Raw genomic sequence first — 23,682 nt, 5'->3', positions numbered from 1 at the left:
AATTTTTCTCCAATATGCAAACTGATTACTGCGACTGAGATGGTTCGCTTTTTTATGGCGCCCCCTGCGGACCGGGCTGTCCGCTGTATCTTTTTAACCCTTCGGGATTAAAAAGGATGCCGCTTCCATCCCTGGCGCAAACCGGCCTCAGATTGAAACTGCCTCATGCGACCGAACACTGCCCACTGAAAACTGCGACTGCCTACTTCCCCATCCACGCGTCCATCTTTGCTTCGAGCAGTTCTAAAGGCATCACGCCGGATTCAAGAACTTTCTTATGGAATTCACGGATATCGAATTTGCTGCCCATTTTCTTTTTCGCCTTCTCGCGGAGCTCCATGATTTTCAGCTGCCCAATCTTGTAAGACAGTGCCTGTCCCGGAACGGCCATGTAGCGCTCAATTTCAGAAATGATGGAAGCCTCGGTTTCAGCCTCATTGTCGAGTGAATATTGTATGGCCTGTTCCCGGGTCCAGCCTTTGGTGTGGATTCCTGTATCGACTACAAGGCGTATGGCGCGGTGCATTTCGGCGCTGAGCATGCCCAGGTACTGGTACGGATCGGTGTAAACGCCCAGTTCTTTTCCTAAACTTTCGGTGTACAACGCCCAGCCTTCGCCATAAGCGCCAAACCAGTTGAATTTCCTGAAGTCGGGCAGGGCAGTATTTTCCTGCTGCAGTGACACCTGGTAATGGTGCCCTGGAATCGCTTCATGTAAAAACAAATCCTCGTCCTGTAATACGTTGTACGTCTTGGCATCGGGTACGGGAACATAAAAAACGCCCGGGCGTGTGCCATCGGCTGATCCCTGGATGTATTCCGCACTGGCGCTTTTCTCACGGAAAGCTTCTGTCCTACGGATTTCGAACGGTGTTTTTGGCGTAACCGAAAACAACTTCCCGACATTCGGCCTGATCCTGTTATAAATCGAATCGAAATGTGCAAGTACCTGCTCTGGTGTCGTAAACGGCATGAGTTTTTTATTGGTGCGCAAATCGTTGAGGAAATCTTTCATGCTGCCTTTAAAACCAACTTGATTTTTTATTGCCTCGATTTCGGCTTTCAGTTTTGCGACCTGTTGTAGTCCGAGTTCATGGATTTCATCGGGTGTTTTTTCGGTCGTCGTCCAGCTTTTAGCCAAAGCGATATAAATTTCTTTTCCCATCGGCAGGCTGCTGATTCCCGAGGTGTTCCTCGACGCTGCAAGGTAATCTGTCTTTAAATAATGGGCCATTTTTTGGAACTGGGGCACGAGTTTCCTGCGGATGGTTTCAGCATATTGTGCCGCAAGTTCTTTTTTAACCGCATCAGGAAAATCGGCCGGCATGATCTTAATGGCTGAATAATACAGGTTGTCTTCAGGTTTTTCGGTAATCAATTCCTCAAACTGCGGGATGACTTTCAGCGTAAGCGCTTTGGGCAATACGTAGCCTTTCCGGACGCCTTTTTTCATATAAACCATCGCCGAGTCGATCCAGACCGAGAATTTATCCATCCTGGTCAGGAAGTTGCGGTAGTCTTTTTCGGTTTTGAATGGTTGTGAGCTTGTACCTCCGGCGAACATGCCCATATTAAGGTGTGTCCCTGCAAATTGATTGATCGGGATCAGGTTTGTCGGGTATTTCAGCATTTCCTTCCCGATGCTGACCTCCCATTTGATGATGTCATAGCTGACCTTTTCGTCCTCTTTCAGTTCCGAATAATCGACATCCGCTATGGCTTTCTCATATTTATCAAAGAAATTCCCCTGGGCCTTACGGTGCGAGTCTGTCATTTCAAAAAGCAGTTCGGCATTGTATTGGTTTTGGCCATATACCGTCGCATCTACTGGATTCAGCGCACTTTTATCAGCGAAATAGCTTTTGCACAATGCGGTAAAATCGGTTTTGATGTCCTCCTTTTTGCATTGGATAAAAAACAGCGTACAAAGCAGGCCTGTCAGCAAGGAAATTTTTCTCATAAATTATTGTTTTGCGAATTTCTGTGTTTTGGTTTTATTGCCGGAATGCACCTTGATCAGGTACAAGCCGTTAGACAACATACCCGTGTCAATTGTTACAGCATCGGAATCGGGTAAAAGCGAAACCACGAGCCTTCCGCCCATATCGAAAACTTCAATTGCTGAAATCGTTTCTCCGGAATCGACGTGCAGCATGGCTTTGGCAGGATTTGGATACAGTTGCAGCGACATTTCTGCCTGTAAACCATCTGCGGAAAGCGTGCTCATGCTCACCGCAATCCAACTCGAAGGCAGGTTGTTGTCGAGTGCGGTACTGGTGAGTTGCAGGTAATTGCCGTTGCCGTCAGCATCAGGCCAAGGCGCACTGTCGTAATAATGCACGTGATCGATGACATTCCCGAATGCATCAGCAAGCACCAGGTCCTGGTTGCTATTGGACATATTGCGGGTAAATTCGCCATTGGGAGCGAAACCATACCGGTTTGTAAATATGGCAGCCTTACTCGCGATAAACACGCTTCCGCCTGCTACCAAAAACTGGTTTGCAGGAAATTGATAGACGAACCCGGTGCCGCGGAAATAGATGCCATTCAGGTTTATGGTCGTATTCCCGGCATTTTTGATTTCGATAAATTCCTGATCATTGCTGTTGGTGAAACTTCCGGAAGTGTTTGGGTTGTAATTGATCTTATTGATGACCAGGTTGGGAACGACAATATTGCTGCAGCCTGTAAAGCTGCCCAGGTGGTTTGTCATCCAGTTGATGCGCTGATTCAACCAGTATTTCAGTGTAAAAATCTCGGTATCAATATCGGGGACGGTACCCCATAAATTGTTCTCGCGTACCGCCGCTGCACTGATGTATGCCACTGTATTGTCGATAAAAGTATTCAGCGTATCTAGGTTCATGGGCTGTCCCGGTTGGGTCAGTTCGTTAAAACGCCTCGACAGGTAGCATTTGAAAAGGGTATTGTTGAACAAATCTGTCCAGAATTTCGCGCCGTCATTCCCACCATCTGAAAATTGCCACACATCATAATGGCTGCGGTCAAATCCCCAAATGAACAGGTCGTTGCCATAAGTAAGGTTGAAGTCCCAGATAGGCCCGGCTCGCAGTTTGGCATTGCGGTCTTTGTGGAAATAGGTGCTCAGAGAATACCCGTCGGCGTTGCTGGCCAATTCATTTGAGAGCATAAAATCGACAAAAGACGGAATGTCAATCATTGACGGATAACCCGTTGTAATATTGCTGCTGTTGACACTGCTCTGGAAATCCGTAAAATAAGTATGGATGTAATTGTCCTGCTGATTGGTGACATCCTGGGGTTTCGGCAATTCGTGTATAAATTCGACTTCCCAGCCGTTGTAATTTGGCATGGTCCAGGCTACAGGATCGCCGCCGGTAGTCTTGTCGCATTTGGTGATGTAGCCCCCGCTGAGGTTGGGCAGTGTGTTTTGGGAAGTGGTGATTTTTGTAACGTCCACACGGTTGCCGTCGGCTTTTACCTTTTCCTGCAGGATGTACAGGCCTTTGTAATCACCATTGATGACGACTTCGCAATACGCCGTCCGTGACGCATAATTCCCCATGCTTCTCGAAAGATTGTAAGACAGGTAATCCCGGATCAGTGAGGGGTCGAAAGCCAGCGCATTCAGGATCCAGTCATTTTCGGCGGGCATCCCGAGCAGGCTTACATTATTGTTGGTCACATTATCGGCCATTTTAGTAGAGAAACCATAAGGTTTTTTGGGCAGCGACTGTGAACTGGAGCCACGTATCTCAATATCGATGCGGCCATTATAATTTAAATACGCCGGCGTGTTCTGGTCGGTCATGTAATTCTGCACGCCTTCCCCACGATAGATGATTTTCATATCGCCCAGGATGCGCGGGTCGTCAGGGATTTCCTGCCCGCCATCGGTATTGATGATCACGATGGGCAGGTTGCTGTCGGTAAAAGGCTGGGCAAAAGCCGTAAATTGCCAAAGCAGGGAAAGCGAAAAAATGATTTTAAACAAAAGGCGATTCGGGGGGCAATTTTTCTTCATGGTATTTTAAAATGTGATGTAAAAGTAAAGAAAAAGTTACTACACCATGAAGTCAGCTGATTTTCAGGCTGTTTTTAACGCTGTCAAAATCATCAGAAGGCAAATCACAGCTTTTGTTTTTGCAGACATAGAACAGGTTTTTATCTTTAGTGAACCGCTGCTGCAGAAAAGGCAAAACCGATTCGCTGCCGGTTCCTGCCAATAAAACGTGGGGCAGGTAAAGCGTGTTGATGTTATTGCCGAAACTTATGGAATGCGGACCTGTAATGGCAAGTTCCCTGTTTTGCCCCGAAAAATTCAGGTACAGGTCAAGCCAGTTCGAAAAAGCAGATGGATAATCGACAGAGGCCGTGATTTTCGAAAGCATGTTTTCCATCACCGATTCATAATAAGTATTCCCGAAATAAATGGAAAGGGCATATAAATTGTGCGCCATCACTGAATTAGAAGCGGGGATCACATTGTCTTCGGTTTCAAAATGACGGGCGATTAGGGCATGGTCAAGCGATGAGGTGAACGCGAAGAATCCGGTGGTATGATCATAAAAATGTTCGAAACAATAATCCGTCAATTGCTTTGCTTCCTGAAGCCATTTTTCATCGAAAGTGACTTCGTATAGTTTCAACCATGCCTTGATTACAAAGGCATAATCTTCAAGATAGGCATTGATGGTGGCTTTGCCGTCCTTATAATTCCGATAGAGATTTTCACCATTGTGCCAAAGTTTTTCGGTTATGAAGCGGGCATTTTTTAAAGCGGTGTCGAGATAGGACTGATTTTGAAAGGCCTTGTAAGCGTCTGCGAAACCAATGAGCATGATGGCATTCCAGGATGTAAGGCATTTGTCGTCGAGGCCGGGTTTGGAGCGTTGCATCCTTTCGGTGAACAATACTTGTTCCCAATGCTTTTTTTTCTGCTGCAATTCCGAAAGCAGGATTTGGTGTTTTGCGGCAATATCTTCCAGCGGGAATTCCTGTATCAACACATAATTCCCGTGTTCCCAATGCCCGAAATCATTGATGCTGAATACTTCAGAAAACAATTGATACTCTTCATCGATAATTTCGCGCAGTTGTTGTTCCGTCCAAGCATAGTAAGCGCCTTCTTCAGATTTTGAGTGTTCATTTAAGCTGTCGGCATCGAGGGCACAATAGAATCCGCCGTCTGGGCTTTGGAGTTCAGTTATGCAGAAACCGAGCGTCTTTTCGATAATTTCCTGATATAAAGGATTTTTTGTCAACCGATAAGCATCGGAATATAGCGAAATGAGTTGCCCGTTGTCATACAACATCTTCTCAAAATGCGGGACATGCCATTTCATGTCGACGGAATAGCGTGAGAATCCGCCGCCGACGGTATCGAAAAGGCCACCATAGGCCATTTTGGTTAACGTCAGGTTTACGAAACTGAGCAATGGATTGTCATTGTTTTGATAGGCATACCGCAGCAGGAATTGGTAATTGTTCGGCATCATAAACTTTGGGGCACGTGCCATCCCGCCGAAATCGTGGTCAAAGCTTTTGGACCATTTTGAAACCAGGCCGTTCAGGAATGTAGGATTGAATTGGAAACCTTCGACGGATTTTATATCATTTTGCGGTAGAACTGGTTTGCTGATGGCCTGTAAAGCTTCGTCGAGTTTGCTGGCATATTCGGTCAGTTTTTCCGGGTTTGAAAGGTGCAGCTCCTGCAGCTGTTCCAATGTATTGATCCATTCGTTTTTACGGAAATAGGTACCGCCCCAAACCGGCCGGCCGTCAGGCAGTGCAACGACATTCAGGGGCCAGCCGCCGTGGCGCGTCATCAGCTGGACGGCTTTCATGTATACGGCATCCACATCGGGGCGTTCTTCCCGGTCGATTTTTATGGAGACGAAATGGGCATTCATGGTTTCGGCGGCCTGGATGTCTTCGAAGGTTTCGTGTTCCATGACGTGGCACCAATGGCAGGCAGAGTAGCCAATGCTGATGATGATGAGTTTGTTATTTTCGACCGCTGCGGCAAGCGATTTGGGGTTCCAGGCCTTCCAGTGTATGGGGTTGTTTGCGTGCTGTAGCAGGTAAGGGGAGGTTTCGGTGGAGAGTTCGTTCATGGGTGCAGTGTACAAGGTTCAGGGTTTCGGGATGTGCCTAGCCCTGATGGAAGCGGCATCCTTTTTGTTTTTTCTTTAAAAACAAAAAGATATAGCGGACAGCAGGATTGGCTCCAAATAAAAAAAGCGCTCCAAATGGAACGCTTAAAGGTAGTTATTTTGTGTGGAAACGATTATGCATTTAACGCTTCGACTTTGATGTTGTCGTTTTTGAGCATGTCCTTGAGCATGTTTTCGATGCCATTTTTTAAGGTGAAAGTCGAGGAAGGGCAGCCGCTGCAGGCGCCCTGCAGGATGACTTTCACACGGTGGTCGGCCTCATCATAGGAGTCGAACAGGATGTTGCCGCCATCGGCCTGGACCGCTGGTTTTACATACTCTTCCAGGATGTTGACAATTTGCTGCGAGGTTACGTCAAGGTTATCAAAATTTGAAATTTTCTGCTTTTCGGCAGTAGGGTTTTTGACGAGCTTGCTGTTGTCTATTACGGTACCTCCGTTTTCTATGAAATCCTTGATGAAGGAGCGGATTTCGAAGGTGATTTCGGCCCAGTCGGCGATGTCGTATTTGGTGACTGAAACGTAGTTTTCATCAATGAAAATTTCTTTGACAAACGGAAATTTGAACAATTCCTGTGCGAGCGGTGAAGCAGCGGCTTCGTCGATGTTTTTGAATTCGACCGCTTCAGTGGTAATCATGCGGCTGACGACGAATTTCAGTACGGATGGATTCGGAGTGGTTTCTCCGTAAACGGTAGCCGGCTGTTTTTTGTCCCATGGTTTTGGCGCTTCTTCCGTGATGATGGTGCCGCCCTTGGCGACAAAATCGTCAATCTGCTCTGCGACAGCATCTTTTACATCGTTCCATTCAACGATATTGTAACGTTCGATCGCAATGAAGTTACCGGAAATGTAAACGGTTTTTACGAACGGAAGGTAGAAAAGCTGCTGTGCGAGCGGCGATGAAACGGCTTCGTCTATGTTTTTGAATTCGTAATTATTATTCTGGGTAATAAAATCGGGGAATTCGAACTTCAATATAGCGGGATTCTGGGTTTCCTTTATTATAACATTTTTCATGAAAATTGTATTTTTTTACAAATTTAACAAAGATATTTTTCACGAATAATTACATTTGAGATTTTAATATAATTTAACAGAATTTACTGTTTTTTTTAGAATATACACTCACTATCTACAAACATACTGCAATGAAAAAAATATTACTATTGCTGACCTTCTTCTTCGCATCAATAACATTTGCGCAGACCGATCTGGTGATTACCAATACGAACAATCAGGAATTTTACGTGCCGGGTACTTCGGCGGTGTATACTGTGAGGGTTACGAATTTCGGTCCTGTTGCCGCTACAAATGTACATGTTGTAAGTCCGGTTCCAAGTGGGATTACCACTTTTTACTGGGAGGGCAGTAATTTTTCGTTTGGCTCAAACAGCAATCTAGACAATACAGTGGCCACGCTTGGAGTAGGGGAAGTATTGGTTTATACCATCCATCTTGAAATACCAAACGGTTACTCGGGGCCACTGACCAGTACGGCAAGCGTTACAATGGCTTCGCCTGCCGAAATCAATACTACATCCAACCAGGCTACCGATACGGACCAGATTGCCAATGCGGATATCAGTGTAGTGAATACGGACAATACGAACGTTTATCATTCGGGCCAGAATTCCGTATATACGCTTACGATCAAAAATAACGGGCCGACAGATGCAGTGCATGTGGTGGTAAAAAACGATATTCCGGAGGGATTGGATGAGTCCATGATGTCATGGACAGGAAGTAACGGGACTTCAGGGACCGGTGTAATCCTGGAAGATGTCATAGAATTACTGCCTGTTGGAGAGAGTGTCGTATATACGGTTACCATTGCGATTCCGGCTACTTTTAGTGCTGTTGTGATCAATAAAGCGGTCGTTTATACTACTTCAACTGATCCTACCCCGGACGACTTCAATGCATTTGATACCAACGTGAAGGCATTTGGAGCCGACCTTGTGGTTGTAAATACCGACAATCAGGATTATTATACTGCCGGCCAACCACGGGTTTATACCGTAACGGTAAGCAATGAGGGCCCTGAAACAGCAACCAATGTGCAGGTTTTCATGCCGGCACCGAATGGTACGACGATCACCAGCTGGTCAGGCACGAACAGTTCTTCGGGGACAAACTCGCTTGAAGACACCATCGCTACACTGGCACCAGGCGCAACAGTAACCTATACTGTGACCATAGCAGTTCCTGCAGGTTTCAATACCGATCTTGTCACACAGGTAACCGCTTCAAGCGACCAGCCAGACCCTAATCCTTGTATGGGCTGTACCGATACTGATAAATCAGGTGCGGATATTTCAGTTTCCAATACAGACAACAAAACAAATTACGTTTCGGGGACACAACAGACCTATACGGTGACGGTAACCAATAACGGGCCCAATGCTGCTGAAAATGTGCATGTTTCCAATGTGTTGCCATCAGGAGTAAGTATTGCGAGCTGGACCGGAAGCAATGGCACAAACGGTGGAGGCACTTTTGAGGACACCATCGCATCTTTGGCCAATGGCGCAACGGTAACCTATACTATAACCATAAACATTCCGGTTACCTTTTCCGGAGGGCTGACCCATCAGGTAGTGGTCACTTCTGATACGATCGATCTTACGCCTGGATGCCCGCAATGTACCGACACGGATACGCAGGCTGGTACGGATATTTCGGTTACCAGTACTGACGGTGGCACGACTTATAACGCCGGAACAGTGAATGTGAAAACCTACACCGTTACCGTGACAAACAACGGGCCTTTAGATACTAATAATGTCCTTGTTCAATTCACAGTTCCCGCTGCCACTACCGGTCTCTCCTGGACAGCCAACAATGGTACCTCAGGAAACGCGGCGTTGAATGCATCCATTGCTACGCTTGCTAACGGCGCTTCTGTCATTTATACGGTCACATTGCAGATTCCGGCAACGTTTTCTGCCAATTATACCACTACGGCAACAGTTACGACAACGGCTACAACAGATACGGCTTCCGCAAATAACACCGCAACAGATACCGACACCCCTGTAAATACGGCTGATGTGGTCATGGTAAATACGGACAACCAAGACGTGTACACCCCAGGCGGACAGGCATTTTATACGGTCACCGTCACCAACAACGGACCTTCGACTGCTACGGGTATTAACGTAGTATTCCCGTTGCCTGCCGGCATCACTTCAATGAACTGGACCAGCACCAGTAATTCAGGATCCGGAGCGATCAATACTACAATCCCTACACTTGCTGTAGGGCAAACGGTGACTTACTCGGTAACTGTTGATATTCCCGGCGCATTTACCGGAAATCTTGTGGCACAACCATCCATTGCTTCAACCACTTCTGTGGATCCGGTAACTTCATGTGCACGTTGTACGGACATCGATACCAATGGCACGCCGCAGGCGGATGTAATCATCACGAATACAGACAACCAGGGCTTTTATGTTTTGAACAGTACAAGGGTGTACACAATGACTGTTACCAACAACGGACCGCAGACGGCTATGCAGGTACATATTGAAAATCCATTGCCTTCGGGAATTGCGACGATGACCTGGACTGCCAATAACAGTACGAGCGGCAACGGTGCGATCGACCTGATTATTCCGTCACTGGCCAATGGCGCTTCGATTATTTATACTGTAACGGTAACAGTGCCTGCGAATTTCAGTGGCAGTTTGATCAATACGGCTACAGTGAGTACTACTCCGGTGGATTCATCGTTGGCCAATAATACAGCTACCGATACTGATGTGGCGGCATCATCGGATATAGTGGTAACCAATTCGCCTTCCACACCAACACCTTTATACGGCACAACCGAACAATTTACCGTAACGGTAACCAATAATGGTCCCCAGCCTGCAATGGCTGTAGCGGTAGCCAATGCGATCCCTGCCGGTGTGACCGTAATGAGCTGGTCAGGAAGCAATGGTTCGTCAGGAACCGGGACTTTGGCCAATACGATACAATATCTGGGAGTCGGTACGTCCGTTACTTATACGATTACAATACAGGTTCCGGCAAGTGGAAGCTCGGTGTCGAGTACGGCTACAACCACTTTGTCGACTGATCCGAATCCTGCCAATTCTACAGCCACGGCGATTATGACAATGACTCCGGCGAATAATGACATCGGGATTTCAATTACGGACGGCTTTACGACCTATATAGCAGGACAAAGCAGGGTGTATACGGTAACGGTGACCAATAATGGCGCTACGCCGGTGTCCAATATCCAGGTAGGCAGTATTGTTCCGGGGGCCATTGCGACTTCGGGTTATACCTGGAGCGGCAACAGCGCTTCGGGATCTGGAGCTATCAACAATACGATAAATACGCTGGGCGCGGGGCAGAGTGTGACTTACACGATTACCGTATCATTTCCTTCCGGCATGCCTCAGAACGAAAACCTGATCAATACGGTAACAGCTACTGTTGCATCAGATCCGCGTCCAACGAATAATACAGCCACTGATGTTGATGTGCCCGGGCCATCTGCCAATCTGGTTGTAAATAAAACGGATAATAGTGCCACCTACCAGCAATCCGGGCTGACCGATGATAAGGATGATGATACGACTCCTGCTGTTTTGCGTAAGGAATATGTAACTTACACCATTACCATCATCAACTACGGGCCAAGCGATTCTGTAAACATCCAGGTGACCGATAATATTCCTGTGAATACGAATGTGGCAGGTACACAAATAAGCCCAGCCGATGTCACCTGGTCCGGAAACGGGCACAGTGGCACAGGTAATTTGCATGATACTATAGCACATCTTGCCGTCGGCGGGATCATGACTTACACCGTAAAGGTTTATATTCCGATGGGATTCCAGGTATATGCTACGCCGCAGGTTGACAGCAACCTGATCAATACCGTAACGGTGGTGCCGGGAACTCCGGATCCCGTGATTGCCAACAATACGGCTACAGACAATGACGTGCCAAGCAACAGATTCTTATTTGTAAGCAACAATACTGCCGCATATTCTTCAAACGGGCAGGAAAGCGGGCTTGCGCAGGGATTTGTCGAAAATATATTGGTGAGGTCACATTGCGCGCAGGTGTCAAATTTTAAGATGTACTCAGGCGCTTCAAAACCTGGAAAGTATGGTGTCGCTTATTTCAACAGGCGGAATTCAGATTTCCCGATACAGGAAGGGCTCGTGCTGTCGTCCGGAGATGCTACATTGGTGGGTGGGGAGCATAATATGGATGGGACTATAGGTAACGGCACCGACGAATGGACCTCCGATGATATCGGAGACCTTACCTCTTCAAGCCTTCAGCCGCCTGCAGGAATTACTGCTTCACTGCATACCCCGCAGTACCTGAAATTTAATTTTGTGCCTTCTGCACAGGAACTGAAGTTCAATTATATATTTGCGGCCGAGGAATATCATTATGGTAACTTTGAATGTTTTTATGCTGATGTTTTTGCTTTCATCCTGAAAGACCTCACGGCAGGTACTCCCCCTGTGAATCTTGCAATATTACCAAACACGACAACTCCTGTCAAGGTAACGACCGTACACAGGGCAACGCCGGACTGTACCAATCCGGTAAATGCAATTCACTTCGGAAAATATAATTTTGATACAAATACACCCGAAAACACAGCAATAAGGCAGGCTGCTGCGATATCCATCAACGGCCAGACCAAGCTGCTTACTGCAAAAGGTGCGGTGATTCCGGGGCATGAATACAGCATACAGCTCATTATAGCCAATGCGACGGATAACAACTGGAATTCCGCGGTGTTTATTGAAGCAGGAAGTTTTAAATTCGATGCGGAAGTCACCGGTTCCGGCCCGTCAGCGTCGATAAAAGATTTTACAGGTGGTAATTCTGTTTGCAACGGGCAGACCCAAAGAATCCAATACGGCGACAGTCCTTTGCCTAATGCGACCTATTCCTGGTTAAAGAATGGCGTGAGGATCGATAACGCCACGGATTATTTTTATGATGTGACCCAATCGGGCAGGTATACGGCAGTGGTTACCTTCGGTACAGGTTGTCAAAAATCAGATGATATCGATGTGAGCTTCACAGCGCCATTGCCTACAAGAGATCCTTTCCCGGTTCCGATTTGCCAGCAGGATCCGCCTTTCCATTTTAATATAGACCAGACCAATTACATCCTGAACGGCTTCAATCCGGCGAACTATCCGATCAGTTATTATGAAAATGAGCAGGATGCCATCGATGAAGGGCTTAATGATATCGTAAGCCTTTACGGAAGCCTTGATTACGTTATAAATACACCGATGGCTGAAGGGGAAACCAAAACGATCTATGTCAGGATTGCCGATCAGGGAAGCGCAAGCAATTGCGTGCTGATTAAGCCGTTGGTATTGTCAAAGACTTTCTCGAAAGGCGAAATCAGTTATCCTGCCGGTCCGCATTGTATTGGCGGAGGCACCGTAAGTGTGACACAAAGTACCGAATTCACCCCGGGAGGATATTACGAAGCATCACCTTCAGGGCTCAACATTAATTTCCTAACCGGAGAAATCGACCTCGATACCAATACGCAGTCGGGCTCTTATACCATTAAATACAAAATTCCTGCCGGTACCTGCAGCGCCTATGAATCACAACCTGTTACGTTTGACGTGAGCGCGTGTCTGGTAACAACCATTGTTCCAAGAGGGGCAATATGTGCCGGAGATACTTTCGTGTTAGAGACCTCTGCTGTGAACCAACCAGGAGTAAGCTATGTATGGTCTGATGCCAATGGTGTCTTTGATACGACGACTGCGCCACAAACGAATTCAATTACAGCCCCTTTAGCAGGAGGCAGTTATACGTATAGCGTTGTAGCGACGATGGGAACAGAATCGTCCCCGGCGAGTTCATTGACACTGGTGGTAAATCCTATCCCATCGGCAACCATTTCCGGGCCAAACAATGTATGTACGGGAGACTCAGCACACATTGTCATTACCGGAGTAGCAGGCGATACAGTAAAATACACTGACGGCACTACCGTTACTCCCGTGGTAATTACAAATACAAACACTTATGAATTTGATACCCCTGCATTGACGGCCCCGGCTACTTACCAGCTTGTTGACGTTGTAAGTTCTACGGTGCCACCTTGCTCGCAAACGATTACAGCCGGTTCGACAGGTTCTTTCATTACCATTTCTGTAGGTACGCCAACGGCGGATATTATAGGTCCAACGACCACTACCGCCTGTGAAGGAGAAAGTGTAACGATCACTATTCTCGGTACGCCGGGGGGTGTTGTCAATTATAATGGAGGGACAGCAGGCGGAGGTTCGGTGAACTTAGACGCTACGAGTGGGCAGGGTACCATCACGCAAACTTTAAATGGAACGACAACTTATACCTTAACGAGCATCAATGTGGCAGCTTGCGGACAAACGCAGGCGATTACGGGGGAGAGTATTACCATTAACGTTTTCCCATTACCTGACCTTAATTCGTTCACGGCTACTACCACGGTATGTGAAGGTACAGACGCGACGTTGTCTTTTGTAGGCACCGCAAATGCAACCGTGAATTTCCACGACAGCAGCAATACGGCTTTTGCCTATGTCATTCCGGCTTCAGGCAGCGGACAGACAAATTTGCCTGCTTCCACCTATACGCTGGACAATATTACCAGCACAGATTCCTGCGTAAGGGTACTCAGCCAATCCGTTACTACAGGAGTTGACCTGAAGCCTGTAATTACTACCCAGCCAGTAGACCCTCCTGCGATTTGTGAACAGGAGACTTTCAGTATGAGTGTGCAGGCCACCGGAACCGATCTTACCTATGTGTGGAAACACGGCACGGTAACGGTGCAGGACAGCGCTTCAAATACTTATACGAAAACCAATGCCACTTTAGCTGATGGTGGAATTTACACGGTAACGGTACATGGGAAATGTGCTCCGGATGCGATTTCGGTAGATGTAGAAGCGATTGTAAATGAAGGGCCGCATGTAGTCACAGATCCTGTAGCGCCATCAAGCAGTTGCCCGGGTGATGATATTATACTTACTGTAGCCACTACCGGAACCGATGCTTCAACGACTTATGTATGGAAAAAATTCGGAGTTCCTGTCGACGGAGCCCCAAGCAGCGACACCTTAGAATTGCTCGGCGTTACTGAGGCAAATGAGGGAGATTATACTTGTGAGGTAATCAATAGCGGTTGTCCGTCCGTGACTTCAAATGTTGCGACCGTGACTGTCGATGTAACTACAGCGATTACACAGCAGCCTCAGGCCGTATATGACCAATGTACGGGCGACGGCTTTGTACTTGATGTAACTGCAGAAGGAGGGGACTTGGTTTATGAATGGAGTAGAGGGAATGTTGTCGTACAGTCAGGGTCTTCAAGTAGTTATAGTGTATCAAATGCTACAATTAATGATGCGGGGACTTATCACGTTACGGTGTCTGGAACTTGTGGCGGACTACAAACTTCGACAGACGTGGTAGTTAACATCAGCGTGGCGCCGCAAATTACGGAGCAACCGACATCAGTACCTTCTCTTTGTGCCGGACAACCATTAAGCCTTAGCGTACAGACCACTGGTGATGTGACGTTGTATCAATGGAAACACTATGGGGTTAACGTGGGGACGAATTCACGTTTTTACACGGTGTCTTCAACGACCGTTGCCGATTCCGGGGATTATATCTGTGTCGTCAGCAATGACACCTGCGATCCGGTGACTTCAGTTGTGGCGAATGTCACGATCATCGACTCTCCGACCATCGTCCAGCAACCGGTTTCAAGAACGGTGTGTGTGGATGATACCATCTTGTTGTTTGTTGAAACTACAGGAAATGTGACTTACAAATGGACTTTCAACGGAGCTGACACCGGAGTAACCACGCCAACACTGCAAATTGATGACGCTGCGCTTACCGATAGCGGTGTATACCGTTGTATCATAAGTGATGCTACTTTGTCGTGTCCTGATATTTACTCGCAGCCTGCTACAATTACGGTACGCCCGCTTCCGAATGCTACAATCGCAAATGGTGCAAGCACCACAATCTGTGATAATACAGGTACTGATGTAATCTTCAGGGGTACGCCAAATGCCGTTGTAACCTACACTGTAAACGGTGGCGAAGAGCAAACCATTACACTGAATCCTTCAGGTTCTGCCCGATTGCTGACAGGCGTATTGGGTGAAACTACCACCTATAGCCTTGTGAGTGTTGCAGCCAATAACAACCCTCCCTGCCCAAAAGCGTTGACCGGTGAGGCGGTGGTGACTGTACTGGAAATCCCGGATCCTGAACTCGACCAGGATGGTTATATCTGCCTAGATCCTGCATCAGGACAAACAATGACCGGTTCCTTCTATGAATTGAATACCGGTTTGACCACTGCTGATGGGTATCAGTTCATTTGGTACCTTGACGATGTTGAAATTCCGGGTGCGACAGAAGGAACTTACGATGCAGTAGCAGCAGGAAGTTATAAAGTCATCATTACCGATACGGCCACTGGCTGTACAGATTCGGCAATGGCACCAATTACTACTTCCACACCGCCATTGACAATAACAGCACAGGTGGATACGTTATTCTTTGCAGACAATGCCAGTATTGTGGTTACCGCTACTCCTGCAAGCACTGATTATGAGTACCGTCTGGACGATGGTCCATGGCAGACAGACAATGTGTTTTCCGGCGTAAGGACAGTGCTTTCGCAGAATACGACAGGTGATCATACGGTGTATGTAAGGGATTTAAAAGCTTGTGATGAATTGTCCTATGATGTGAAAGTTGTGGATTATCCGAAGTATTTTACACCTAACGGTGACGGATTTCACGATACTTGGAATATTTCTGTATTAAGTAATCAACCTAACGCAAAAATTTATATATTTGACCGGTTCGGAAAATTGCTGAAACAAATCAGTACCACAAATCCAACGGGTTGGGACGGGACTTACAACGGTCAGCCTATGGCAGCGGATGATTACTGGTTTGTTGTCAAGTATATGGAACAGGGAATCAATAAAGAATTTAGAGCACATTTTACATTAAAACGTTAACCAAATGAATTTTAAAAAGAGATATTTAGTATTAATCTTATTGTTAATATCAAAATTTTCATTTTCGCAAGAAGGAGTCGCAGTTTATTCGGATTATTTATCAGACAATTATTATTTGATTCACCCATCTATGGCTGGTGCTGCGAATTGTGCCAAAATCAGGCTTACTGCGCGTCAGCAGTGGTTTGGCCAGGAAGATGCTCCTGCATTGCAAACGTTAAGTTTTAATGGAAAATTAGGCGATAAGACCGGAGGTGGTTTAATCGTTTTCAATGATAAAAATGGGTACCATTCCCAAAAAGGTTTCAAGGCAACTTTCGCATACCACCTGATGTTTTCAAGAAGTGAGGTGGACTTGAACCAGCTTTCATTTGGTATTAGTGCAGGATTGGTTCAGGCTGAGCTTGATGAAACTAAATTTGTCGACTATGACCCGGTTATCGGTGGGATTATCCAAAAGGATTCGTATTTCAACGTAGATCTTGGTGCGTCTTATAACTATCTTGAGTTTTATGCGCATCTTACCGTGAAAAACGCATTGGCCAGTAAAAGGGACATCTATTCAGATATTGAGTCGGACAATTTGAGGAAATTATTACTTAGCGCAGGATATGTTTTTGGGGATAGTGACCGCATCCAGTGGGAGCCGTCATTCCTTTTTCAATTGGTTGATGAAACCAAGGAAAAAACCATTGACCTTAACATCAAAGCGTACAAGGATTTAGAATTCGGAAAATTGTGGGGAGGCCTTTCTTACAGGAGGAGTTTCGATGCTGCAGAATTTGAAAATAACGGCTCGGTTTCTACACAAAGGCTTCAATACGTCACGCCTATCATTGGTTTGAATTTCAAAAGCTATATGGTATCTTATACCTACTCTCACCTGATTGGTGATGTTAAATTCGATCAGGGTGGGTTTCACCAAATTACCCTTGGTGTCAACCTGTTCTGTACAAGGGAGAAATACGATTGTAACTGCCCTGCAATTAATTAATTTTAGTGTTGATATTAATTCAGTCCCGATTTTATATCGGGACTTCTTTTTTTATAAAAACTTATGATTATAAAATCTGTAAACGGCAAATCTCCTTTAATACCTGAAGATTGTTATGTGGCCGAAAATGCTACAATCGTTGGCGATGTAAGCTTCGGGCATTCCTGCAGTGTCTGGTTCAACGCAGTGGTACGTGGCGATGTGCATTCCATCACCGTTGGCAATAAGGTCAATATACAGGATGGTGCCATTATTCATTGTACTTACCAGAAACATGCCACTGTGATTGGTAATAATGTGTCTATAGGACATAATGCGATCGTGCATGGCTGTACGCTGCATGATAATGTCCTGATTGGTATGGGTGCCATAGTAATGGATGGCTGTGTAGTAGAAAGCAATGCTATTGTGGCTGCCGGAGCCGTGATAACACAAAACACTAGGGTAGAATCCGGATCAATATATGCAGGAGTCCCTGCGAAAAAGGTCAAGGAAATCAACCAATCCGATTTTGGAGGCGAAATCGAACGTATCTCGAACAATTACGTGATGTATTCGGGATGGTTTAAAAACGAAGAATAAATGCCTAAAAATCGTCGTAAATAACCTTATATTGATTGTCAAGGATATCATTCAGGACTTTCGGTTCTGCATTGGTGTAAAAGACGATTTCAGGGTAATCACCATGCCTCAGCCCGACTTTCTCGATAAGCACGTTTTTTGTCTGCCTCGCCACTGCTTCGCCGGAATCTATGATTTTAATATGTGCAGGCAATATTTTCCTGATTTGTGGTATCAGGTACGGGTAATGGCTGCAGCCTAAAACCAAATAATCGATATTGGCCTGAATCATTGGCGTAAGGTAGGTTTGCAGCAATCCGGACATTTCAGGAGAATCAATATCACCGTTTTCAATAAGCTGTACTAAACCATGCCCTACCTGTTCGATGATGGTAGTATTTTGATGTGTTTCGACGGCTTTGTTAAAAAGCTCGCTACTCAACGTACCTTTGGTAGCCAATATCCCGATTTTCTGAGTGTTTGAATGCAATGCTGCGGGTTTTATCGCCGGTTCAATCCCAATGAACGGCACATCATATCTGGCACGCAATTCCTTGATGGCGTTGGTCGTCGCCGTGTTACAGGCCACTACAATCAGTTTGGCATTTCGTTCGAGTAGGTATTCCGTATTTTTTTGACTTAATGCAATAATTTCGTCCTTTGACTTTTGCCCGTAAGGCGCATTTTTACTGTCAGCAAGGTATATAGTGCTTTCGCCGGGTAGAAGTTGGTGGATTTCTTTCCAGATAGAGGTTCCTCCTATTCCCGAGTCAAATAATCCGATGGGGTTGTTGTTCTGCATGAAACAAATGTAAAAAAAAACTGCTCAGTCCGAAACGCCGGAAGAGCAGTCATCATTTTTTGATATATTTCTTAGAATCCCAGTTCTTTCTTTACATCAACTGTAAGGTCCGGACCGTCAGCAAGTAAAAGCCCTGCTGAATTAAATACGTATTGGTATCCTTTGGCTTTGCCTACTTTCTGGATGGCAGTTTTGATTTTATCCTCGATTGGCTTCATCAGGTCCGCTTCTTTTGTTTGTAGTTCTTTTTGGGCTGTCTGTCCGAATTCACCGATTCTTTTTTCCATGTCGGCAACTTCTTTCTGGCGCTCCTCATTCATCTTTTGCGACACTGAATCCACTTCAGCTGCATATTTTTTCAGTTTGGCATTATACTCGTCACCCATTGTTTTATAATCGGCCTGATAAGTCTGGCTTAATTTCTCCAATTGCTTTTGTGCCTCAAGCATAGCAGGCATTTTCGACATTATTTCACTAACATCTACGTGTGCCGATTTGGCTTGTGCAGTCGCTACCTGGCTTGCACTAACAAATAAGACAGCAGCAATTAGTAAAGTTTTCAATTGTTTCATCATTTTTAAATATTAAGTAAGTAATTAAATTTTAATCGTTATTATTTGGTGTCGAAGGTACGGAGTCCTTCTTTTTTGTTTTTTCTTCTCTTGCTTTTTTAGCAGCCTCACGGTCTGCCTGTGTTTTTGCTTTCTTTTCTTCCAGGGCTTTTTTGCGTTCTTCAAGCGTTTTGGCCTTGGCATCTGCGGTGACTTGCCTTGCTGCTTCCCGGTTTGTAGCGATGCTGTCCCTCACGGTAGTTTGCTTCTCTGTTTTTTCGGCAGTTGCATTGGTTTTTGTATCGTCAGCGCCAGTACCTTTTTCAGTAGCCCCTTCCGTTTTTTTAGCGGCTTTTCCATCCTGTAATTGCTGCCTTTTCTCAGCTGCTTCCGCTTTTTTGGCTTCGGCGGCTGCTTTACGGTCCGCTACCAGTTTTTCACGTTGTGCTTTACGTTCGTCCAGTTTTTTCTGCCTGTCAAGCATGGTTGGGTTGTCCTCAAGGCTCTCTTTATATTCCTGTATCTCGTCTTCCTTAAGTTCTTTTTTAGACTTCTTATCGCGATTCGCCGCCCTTGATAATTTGCGGATTACCAAATCACTCATGTCAAATCTTTTTGCCGAAAAAATCATGGTCATATCCGATGATTTATCAAATACGAAATCATATTTTTTCGCTTCTGCAATATCCTGAACTACTGTAAAAACCTGGTCCTGGATTGGCTTTACCAAAACAGCTTTCTGTACTACAAGTTCACCGGTAGGACCGAATTTCTTTTGCTGGTAATCGGATAGTTCCGTTTCGAGAAAAGCGATTTCTTCTTCGCGCTCTGCCAGAAGTTCTTTCGTCAGCAGCGCCCTTTCGGTTTTTAGATTGTCTTTTTGTTTATTGATTTCATTCTTTTTGGCTTCCATTTCGGTCTTCCACTTTTGGGCTTTCAGTTCCAATTGGTTTTTAGCCTCAAGATAATCGGGAACATTTTGCAGGATATATTCCATATCAATGTAACCAATCCGGACACCTTTTGCGCCTTGTGCATGACTATGTAATGTTGCAGTAAGAATCAAAATCAATACTAAAAAATGTCTTTTCATACTTTTATTTGTATTAAAATGGCTGCAATATTAAAATTGCTGGCCTATGATGAAATGTGTTTCCCATCCGTTCTTGCCCGTGCCGCCTTCAACTGCGTCGAATCCATGGCCGAAATCAATCCCAAGCAAACCGAACGCTGGCATGAATACCCTTAATCCGAAACCGGCTGAACGCTGCAGCACAAATGGATTGTACCTTTTGCCTGAATCCCTGTCGTAACCAGCTCCTGCTTCGAAGAAGGTGAGCGCATAGATAGATGCCTGATTTTTCAAAGTTAACGGATATCTCAGCTCAAACGAAAATTTGTTATAAATTGTTGCACCGTTCTGGTTATTCTTATCGTCAATAGGTGTCAGCGATTGGTTTGGATACCCTCTTAACTGAATGGTTTCCCTTCCGTCAAGCGCGAAATTCGCCAGACCATCTCCTCCGATGTAAAAACGTTCAAACGGAACATTCCCTCTTTCACTGTTATAATTTCCTAAGAAACCGAACTCAGCCAATGAACGGAGCACTAAATTACCATAAATTTTGGTATACCAATCGGCTTTGAATTTAATTTTATAATATTCAAGCCATTTGAACTTTTCCTGGTCTATTTTCGATTGGTCCGGACTCGCTTTGGTGTAATCATCTACGACCTTGTAATGGCCTTCAATATCTGTCTCAGCGAGGTAAGCCCCAACTGAAGGGCCAGGTTCACCAGTTGCCCTGTCCACAATCTGTGTTTCGTTGTAACGAAGCTTGTTTTCCTGCAGGTCACCGAGTTTTCCATAATCAATACCATTAATTAAGGAATATGGCGGTGTAAGTTTCAGCGAAAGGCTGAATTCCGATCCGTATGTCGGGAAGATAGGGTTAAATCCTTTATTGTTCCTTTTTACTTCGACCGTATAAGCAAAGTTTCTGGAAGATCCGTTACCGAAAGTAAAGAGTCCGGTGTTGTAATTGTTAAGATCGTAATACTGGAAGCTCAACGATTGCGTGAAATAAGAGGAATTATCGGGAACGGTAAGCCTCTTGCCTAAACCAACTGACAGCGAAATGATGTTAAAGCTACGGCTCCTGTCTACAGAATTCGATGCATAGTTATTCAGGAATTGCTTGCTGTATGATAACGAAGTGTTGAAGCGGACCGGCTTTTTGCCGCCAAACCAAGGCTCGGCAAACGAAAGACTGTAAGTCTGGAAATAACTGCTTCCCTGCAGCCTTAACGACACCTGCTGACCGTCCCCCATAGGAATAGGTTTGTAAGCTTCTTTATTGAAGAGGTTTCGCATCGAGAAGTTGTTGAATGACAATCCGAGTGTCCCGATGAAACCGCCGCCGCCATAACCACCCTGAAGTTCGATCTGGCTGGAGCCTTTTTCAACAAGATTGTATTCAATGTCTACGGTTCCGGCTGCCGGATCCACATTCTTGAACTTCGGTTCAATGGCTTCAGGATCGAAAAAGCCCAATTGTCCGATTTCCCGGATGGTTTCTACGAGTGCTTGCTTGCTGTATTTGTCGCCGGGATGCGTAAGCAATTCACGGTAAATTACCTTGTCATTTGTTTTGTCATTCCCAACGACGGAAATTTTATTGAAATAAGCCAGCGGCCCTTCCATAATCCTGATTTCGAAATCTATGGTGTCGTTATAAGTACGGGTTTCCACGGCATTTATAGTCGAAAAAAGGTAGCCGTTGTTTTGATATAGATTCGTAATATCATCAGCATCCGGCTTTGATTTGTCGGCAATCCTTTTTTCCAGAAGGACACCATTATAAGTATCGCCTTTTTTGATCCCGAGCTTGCGGTTCAGTCCCTGGTCTGTGTAAATGGTGTTTCCGAGGAACTTGATATTTCCGAAATAATATTTATTACCTTCTTCGAGCTTGATGTTGATGGCAATCTTGTTCTTCTTTTTATCATAAGACACACTGTCCGAAATGATGCGCGCATCACGGTAGCCCTTTTCCTTATATTTTGAGATAATGTTCTCGAGATCCTCTTCGTATTTTGCAGCAATAAACTTCGAGGCCTTGAAAATGCGGATTGGATTTTTCACCTTGGTGTTTTTCATGGCTTTGCGCAGCCTCGCATCCGAAAGTTTTTCGTTACCTGTAAAATTGATTTCACTGATTTTTACCTTGTCGCCCTTGTCAATCCGGATGAACATTTTTACCTGATTTGCAGTCGTATCTGCTTCGGTATTGATATTGACCTTAGCGTTGTAATAACCGTCTTTGCGGTATTTATTTTCAATGTAATTTTTTGTAGTGGTAATAAGGTTCTCATTGACGACCATGCCTTTGGTAAGCTTGGTATCTTTGATTAAAGTCTCCGCTTTTGATTTTTTAACGCCGGCAATTTTGGGCTCGCTGAGCTTTGGCAACTCATTGATGTTCAGCTCCAGGTAGATGCTGTCACCCTCAATTTTATTCACATAAAAATTAATGTCGTTAAAAAGCCCGAGTTTCCCAAGTTTCTTCACCGCATTGCTGATTTCTTCACCCGGAACGGTAATGCGCTGCCCTTTTTCAAGGCCCGTAAAAGTAATCACCGTCTGCTGGTTGTAGCTTATCTTTCCGGTGACATCAATATTGGCTAGATAATAAGGCGTTCCTTGTTCAAATGGGATTCTGTCTTCATCCTCCTGTGCGAGTACCGGGGAAATACTTCCAAGAAATAATATGGTAAGGAGTAGTTTTATGCTTTTGTTTAACACTAAAAAATTATTTAATTTGTTCACTTGTTTTTCCAAATCTCCGCTCGCGACTCTGGTAGCTGATAATGGCCTCATATAAATCCTGTTCTGTAAAATCCGGCCATAAAATATCCGTAAAATATAATTCTGCGTAAGCGATCTGCCAAAGCAGGAAATTACTGATGCGGTGTTCGCCGCTGGTCCTGATCAATAAATCTACATCCGGTAAATTTTGCGTGTAAAGATGCTGATTAATAATTGATTCGTCAATAGCGTCAATTGAAATTATATTATTTTTAACTTTACTGCTGATATCGCGGACTGCCGAGATGATTTCGTCCCTTGAGCCATAGCTTAATGCCAGCGTTAAGGTCATCCTGGTGTTGTCTTTGGTCTTGTTAATGACTTCTAAAAGTTGCTTCTGTGCCGATTTTGGAAGTTTGTCCAGGTTCCCGATCGAGTTGAGCCTGATGTTGTTTTGCTGAAGCGTTTTCACCTCGTTTTTAAGGGAATTGATCAGGATTTTCATCAATGCCTGGACTTCAAGTTTGGGACGGTTCCAGTTTTCAGTGGAAAAAGCGTATAATGTGAGGTTTTCAATGCCAAGTTTTGCACAGGTTTCAACCACAACCTTTACAGATTTCGTGCCGCTTTCGTGCCCGAGTGCCCTGATAAATCCCTGTTTTTTTGCCCAACGCCCGTTGCCGTCCATAATGATGGCGATGTGTTTGGGTAATTGTGTTTTATTTATCGTATCCTTCAAATCCATAAT

General features: G+C 45.2%; 12 protein-coding genes. 3 read left to right on the top strand and 9 right to left on the bottom strand.

Features of this window, described 5'->3' with window-relative positions:
* Nucleotides 1–202: 202 nt before the first annotated feature.
* The 4 genes from HYN49_RS01890 to HYN49_RS01875 form a co-directional block, all read right to left on the bottom strand.
* Nucleotides 203–1,960, bottom strand: a complete 1,758-nt coding sequence (locus HYN49_RS01890) for a DUF885 domain-containing protein (protein WP_108902537.1) — start codon at nucleotides 1,958–1,960, stop codon at nucleotides 203–205.
* Nucleotides 1,961–1,963: 3 nt separating this feature from the next.
* Nucleotides 1,964–4,009 (bottom strand): CotH kinase family protein, encoded by a 2,046-nt coding sequence (locus HYN49_RS01885; RefSeq protein ID WP_108902536.1) that lies wholly within the window; start codon nucleotides 4,007–4,009, stop codon nucleotides 1,964–1,966.
* A 52-nt stretch (nucleotides 4,010–4,061) separates the two neighbouring features.
* Complete coding sequence (locus HYN49_RS01880) at nucleotides 4,062–6,101, bottom strand: thioredoxin domain-containing protein (protein WP_108902535.1); 2,040 nt, start codon at nucleotides 6,099–6,101, stop codon at nucleotides 4,062–4,064.
* A 173-nt stretch (nucleotides 6,102–6,274) separates the two neighbouring features.
* The gene (locus tag HYN49_RS01875) at nucleotides 6,275–7,180 is read right to left on the bottom strand and encodes a NifU family protein (RefSeq protein WP_108902534.1); all 906 of its coding nucleotides are present in this window, start codon (nucleotides 7,178–7,180) and stop codon (nucleotides 6,275–6,277) included.
* Nucleotides 7,181–7,311: 131 nt separating this feature from the next.
* Between HYN49_RS01875 and HYN49_RS01870 the strand changes: the two genes are divergently transcribed.
* From HYN49_RS01870 to HYN49_RS01860, 3 genes are all read left to right on the top strand, one after another.
* The gene (locus HYN49_RS01870) at nucleotides 7,312–16,218 is read left to right on the top strand and encodes a choice-of-anchor L domain-containing protein (protein WP_108902533.1); all 8,907 of its coding nucleotides are present in this window, start codon (nucleotides 7,312–7,314) and stop codon (nucleotides 16,216–16,218) included.
* 4 nt (nucleotides 16,219–16,222) lie between these two features.
* Nucleotides 16,223–17,212, top strand: coding sequence for a PorP/SprF family type IX secretion system membrane protein (locus HYN49_RS01865; RefSeq protein WP_108902532.1), 990 nt, complete (start codon nucleotides 16,223–16,225; stop codon nucleotides 17,210–17,212).
* A gap of 63 nt (nucleotides 17,213–17,275) precedes the next feature.
* On the top strand, nucleotides 17,276–17,794 hold the full coding sequence (locus HYN49_RS01860) for a gamma carbonic anhydrase family protein (RefSeq protein ID WP_108902531.1): 519 nt from the start codon (nucleotides 17,276–17,278) through the stop codon (nucleotides 17,792–17,794).
* 4 nt (nucleotides 17,795–17,798) lie between these two features.
* Here the strand turns inward: HYN49_RS01860 and murI are convergent, their stop codons facing one another.
* From murI to HYN49_RS01835, 5 genes are all read right to left on the bottom strand, one after another.
* On the bottom strand, nucleotides 17,799–18,575 hold the full coding sequence (murI, locus tag HYN49_RS01855; protein WP_108902530.1) for a glutamate racemase: 777 nt from the start codon (nucleotides 18,573–18,575) through the stop codon (nucleotides 17,799–17,801).
* A gap of 71 nt (nucleotides 18,576–18,646) precedes the next feature.
* Complete coding sequence (locus tag HYN49_RS01850) at nucleotides 18,647–19,147, bottom strand: OmpH family outer membrane protein (RefSeq protein ID WP_108904913.1); 501 nt, start codon at nucleotides 19,145–19,147, stop codon at nucleotides 18,647–18,649.
* 31 nt (nucleotides 19,148–19,178) lie between these two features.
* Entirely contained in the window at nucleotides 19,179–20,219 is a 1,041-nt protein-coding gene (locus tag HYN49_RS01845; RefSeq protein ID WP_108902529.1) for an OmpH family outer membrane protein, read from the bottom strand.
* A gap of 30 nt (nucleotides 20,220–20,249) precedes the next feature.
* Nucleotides 20,250–23,006, bottom strand: coding sequence for a BamA/OMP85 family outer membrane protein (locus HYN49_RS01840; RefSeq protein WP_108902528.1), 2,757 nt, complete (start codon nucleotides 23,004–23,006; stop codon nucleotides 20,250–20,252).
* On the bottom strand, nucleotides 22,939–23,679 hold the full coding sequence (locus HYN49_RS01835; protein ID WP_108902527.1) for an isoprenyl transferase: 741 nt from the start codon (nucleotides 23,677–23,679) through the stop codon (nucleotides 22,939–22,941). Before HYN49_RS01835 ends, HYN49_RS01840 begins: the two co-directional genes overlap by 68 nt.
* Between the last annotated feature and the right edge of the window lie 3 nt (nucleotides 23,680–23,682).

The sequence above is a fragment of the Flavobacterium pallidum genome, from assembly GCF_003097535.1.
GTDB lineage: Bacteria > Bacteroidota > Bacteroidia > Flavobacteriales > Flavobacteriaceae > Flavobacterium > Flavobacterium pallidum.
This window is presented reverse-complemented; position numbering and strand designations above follow the sequence as displayed.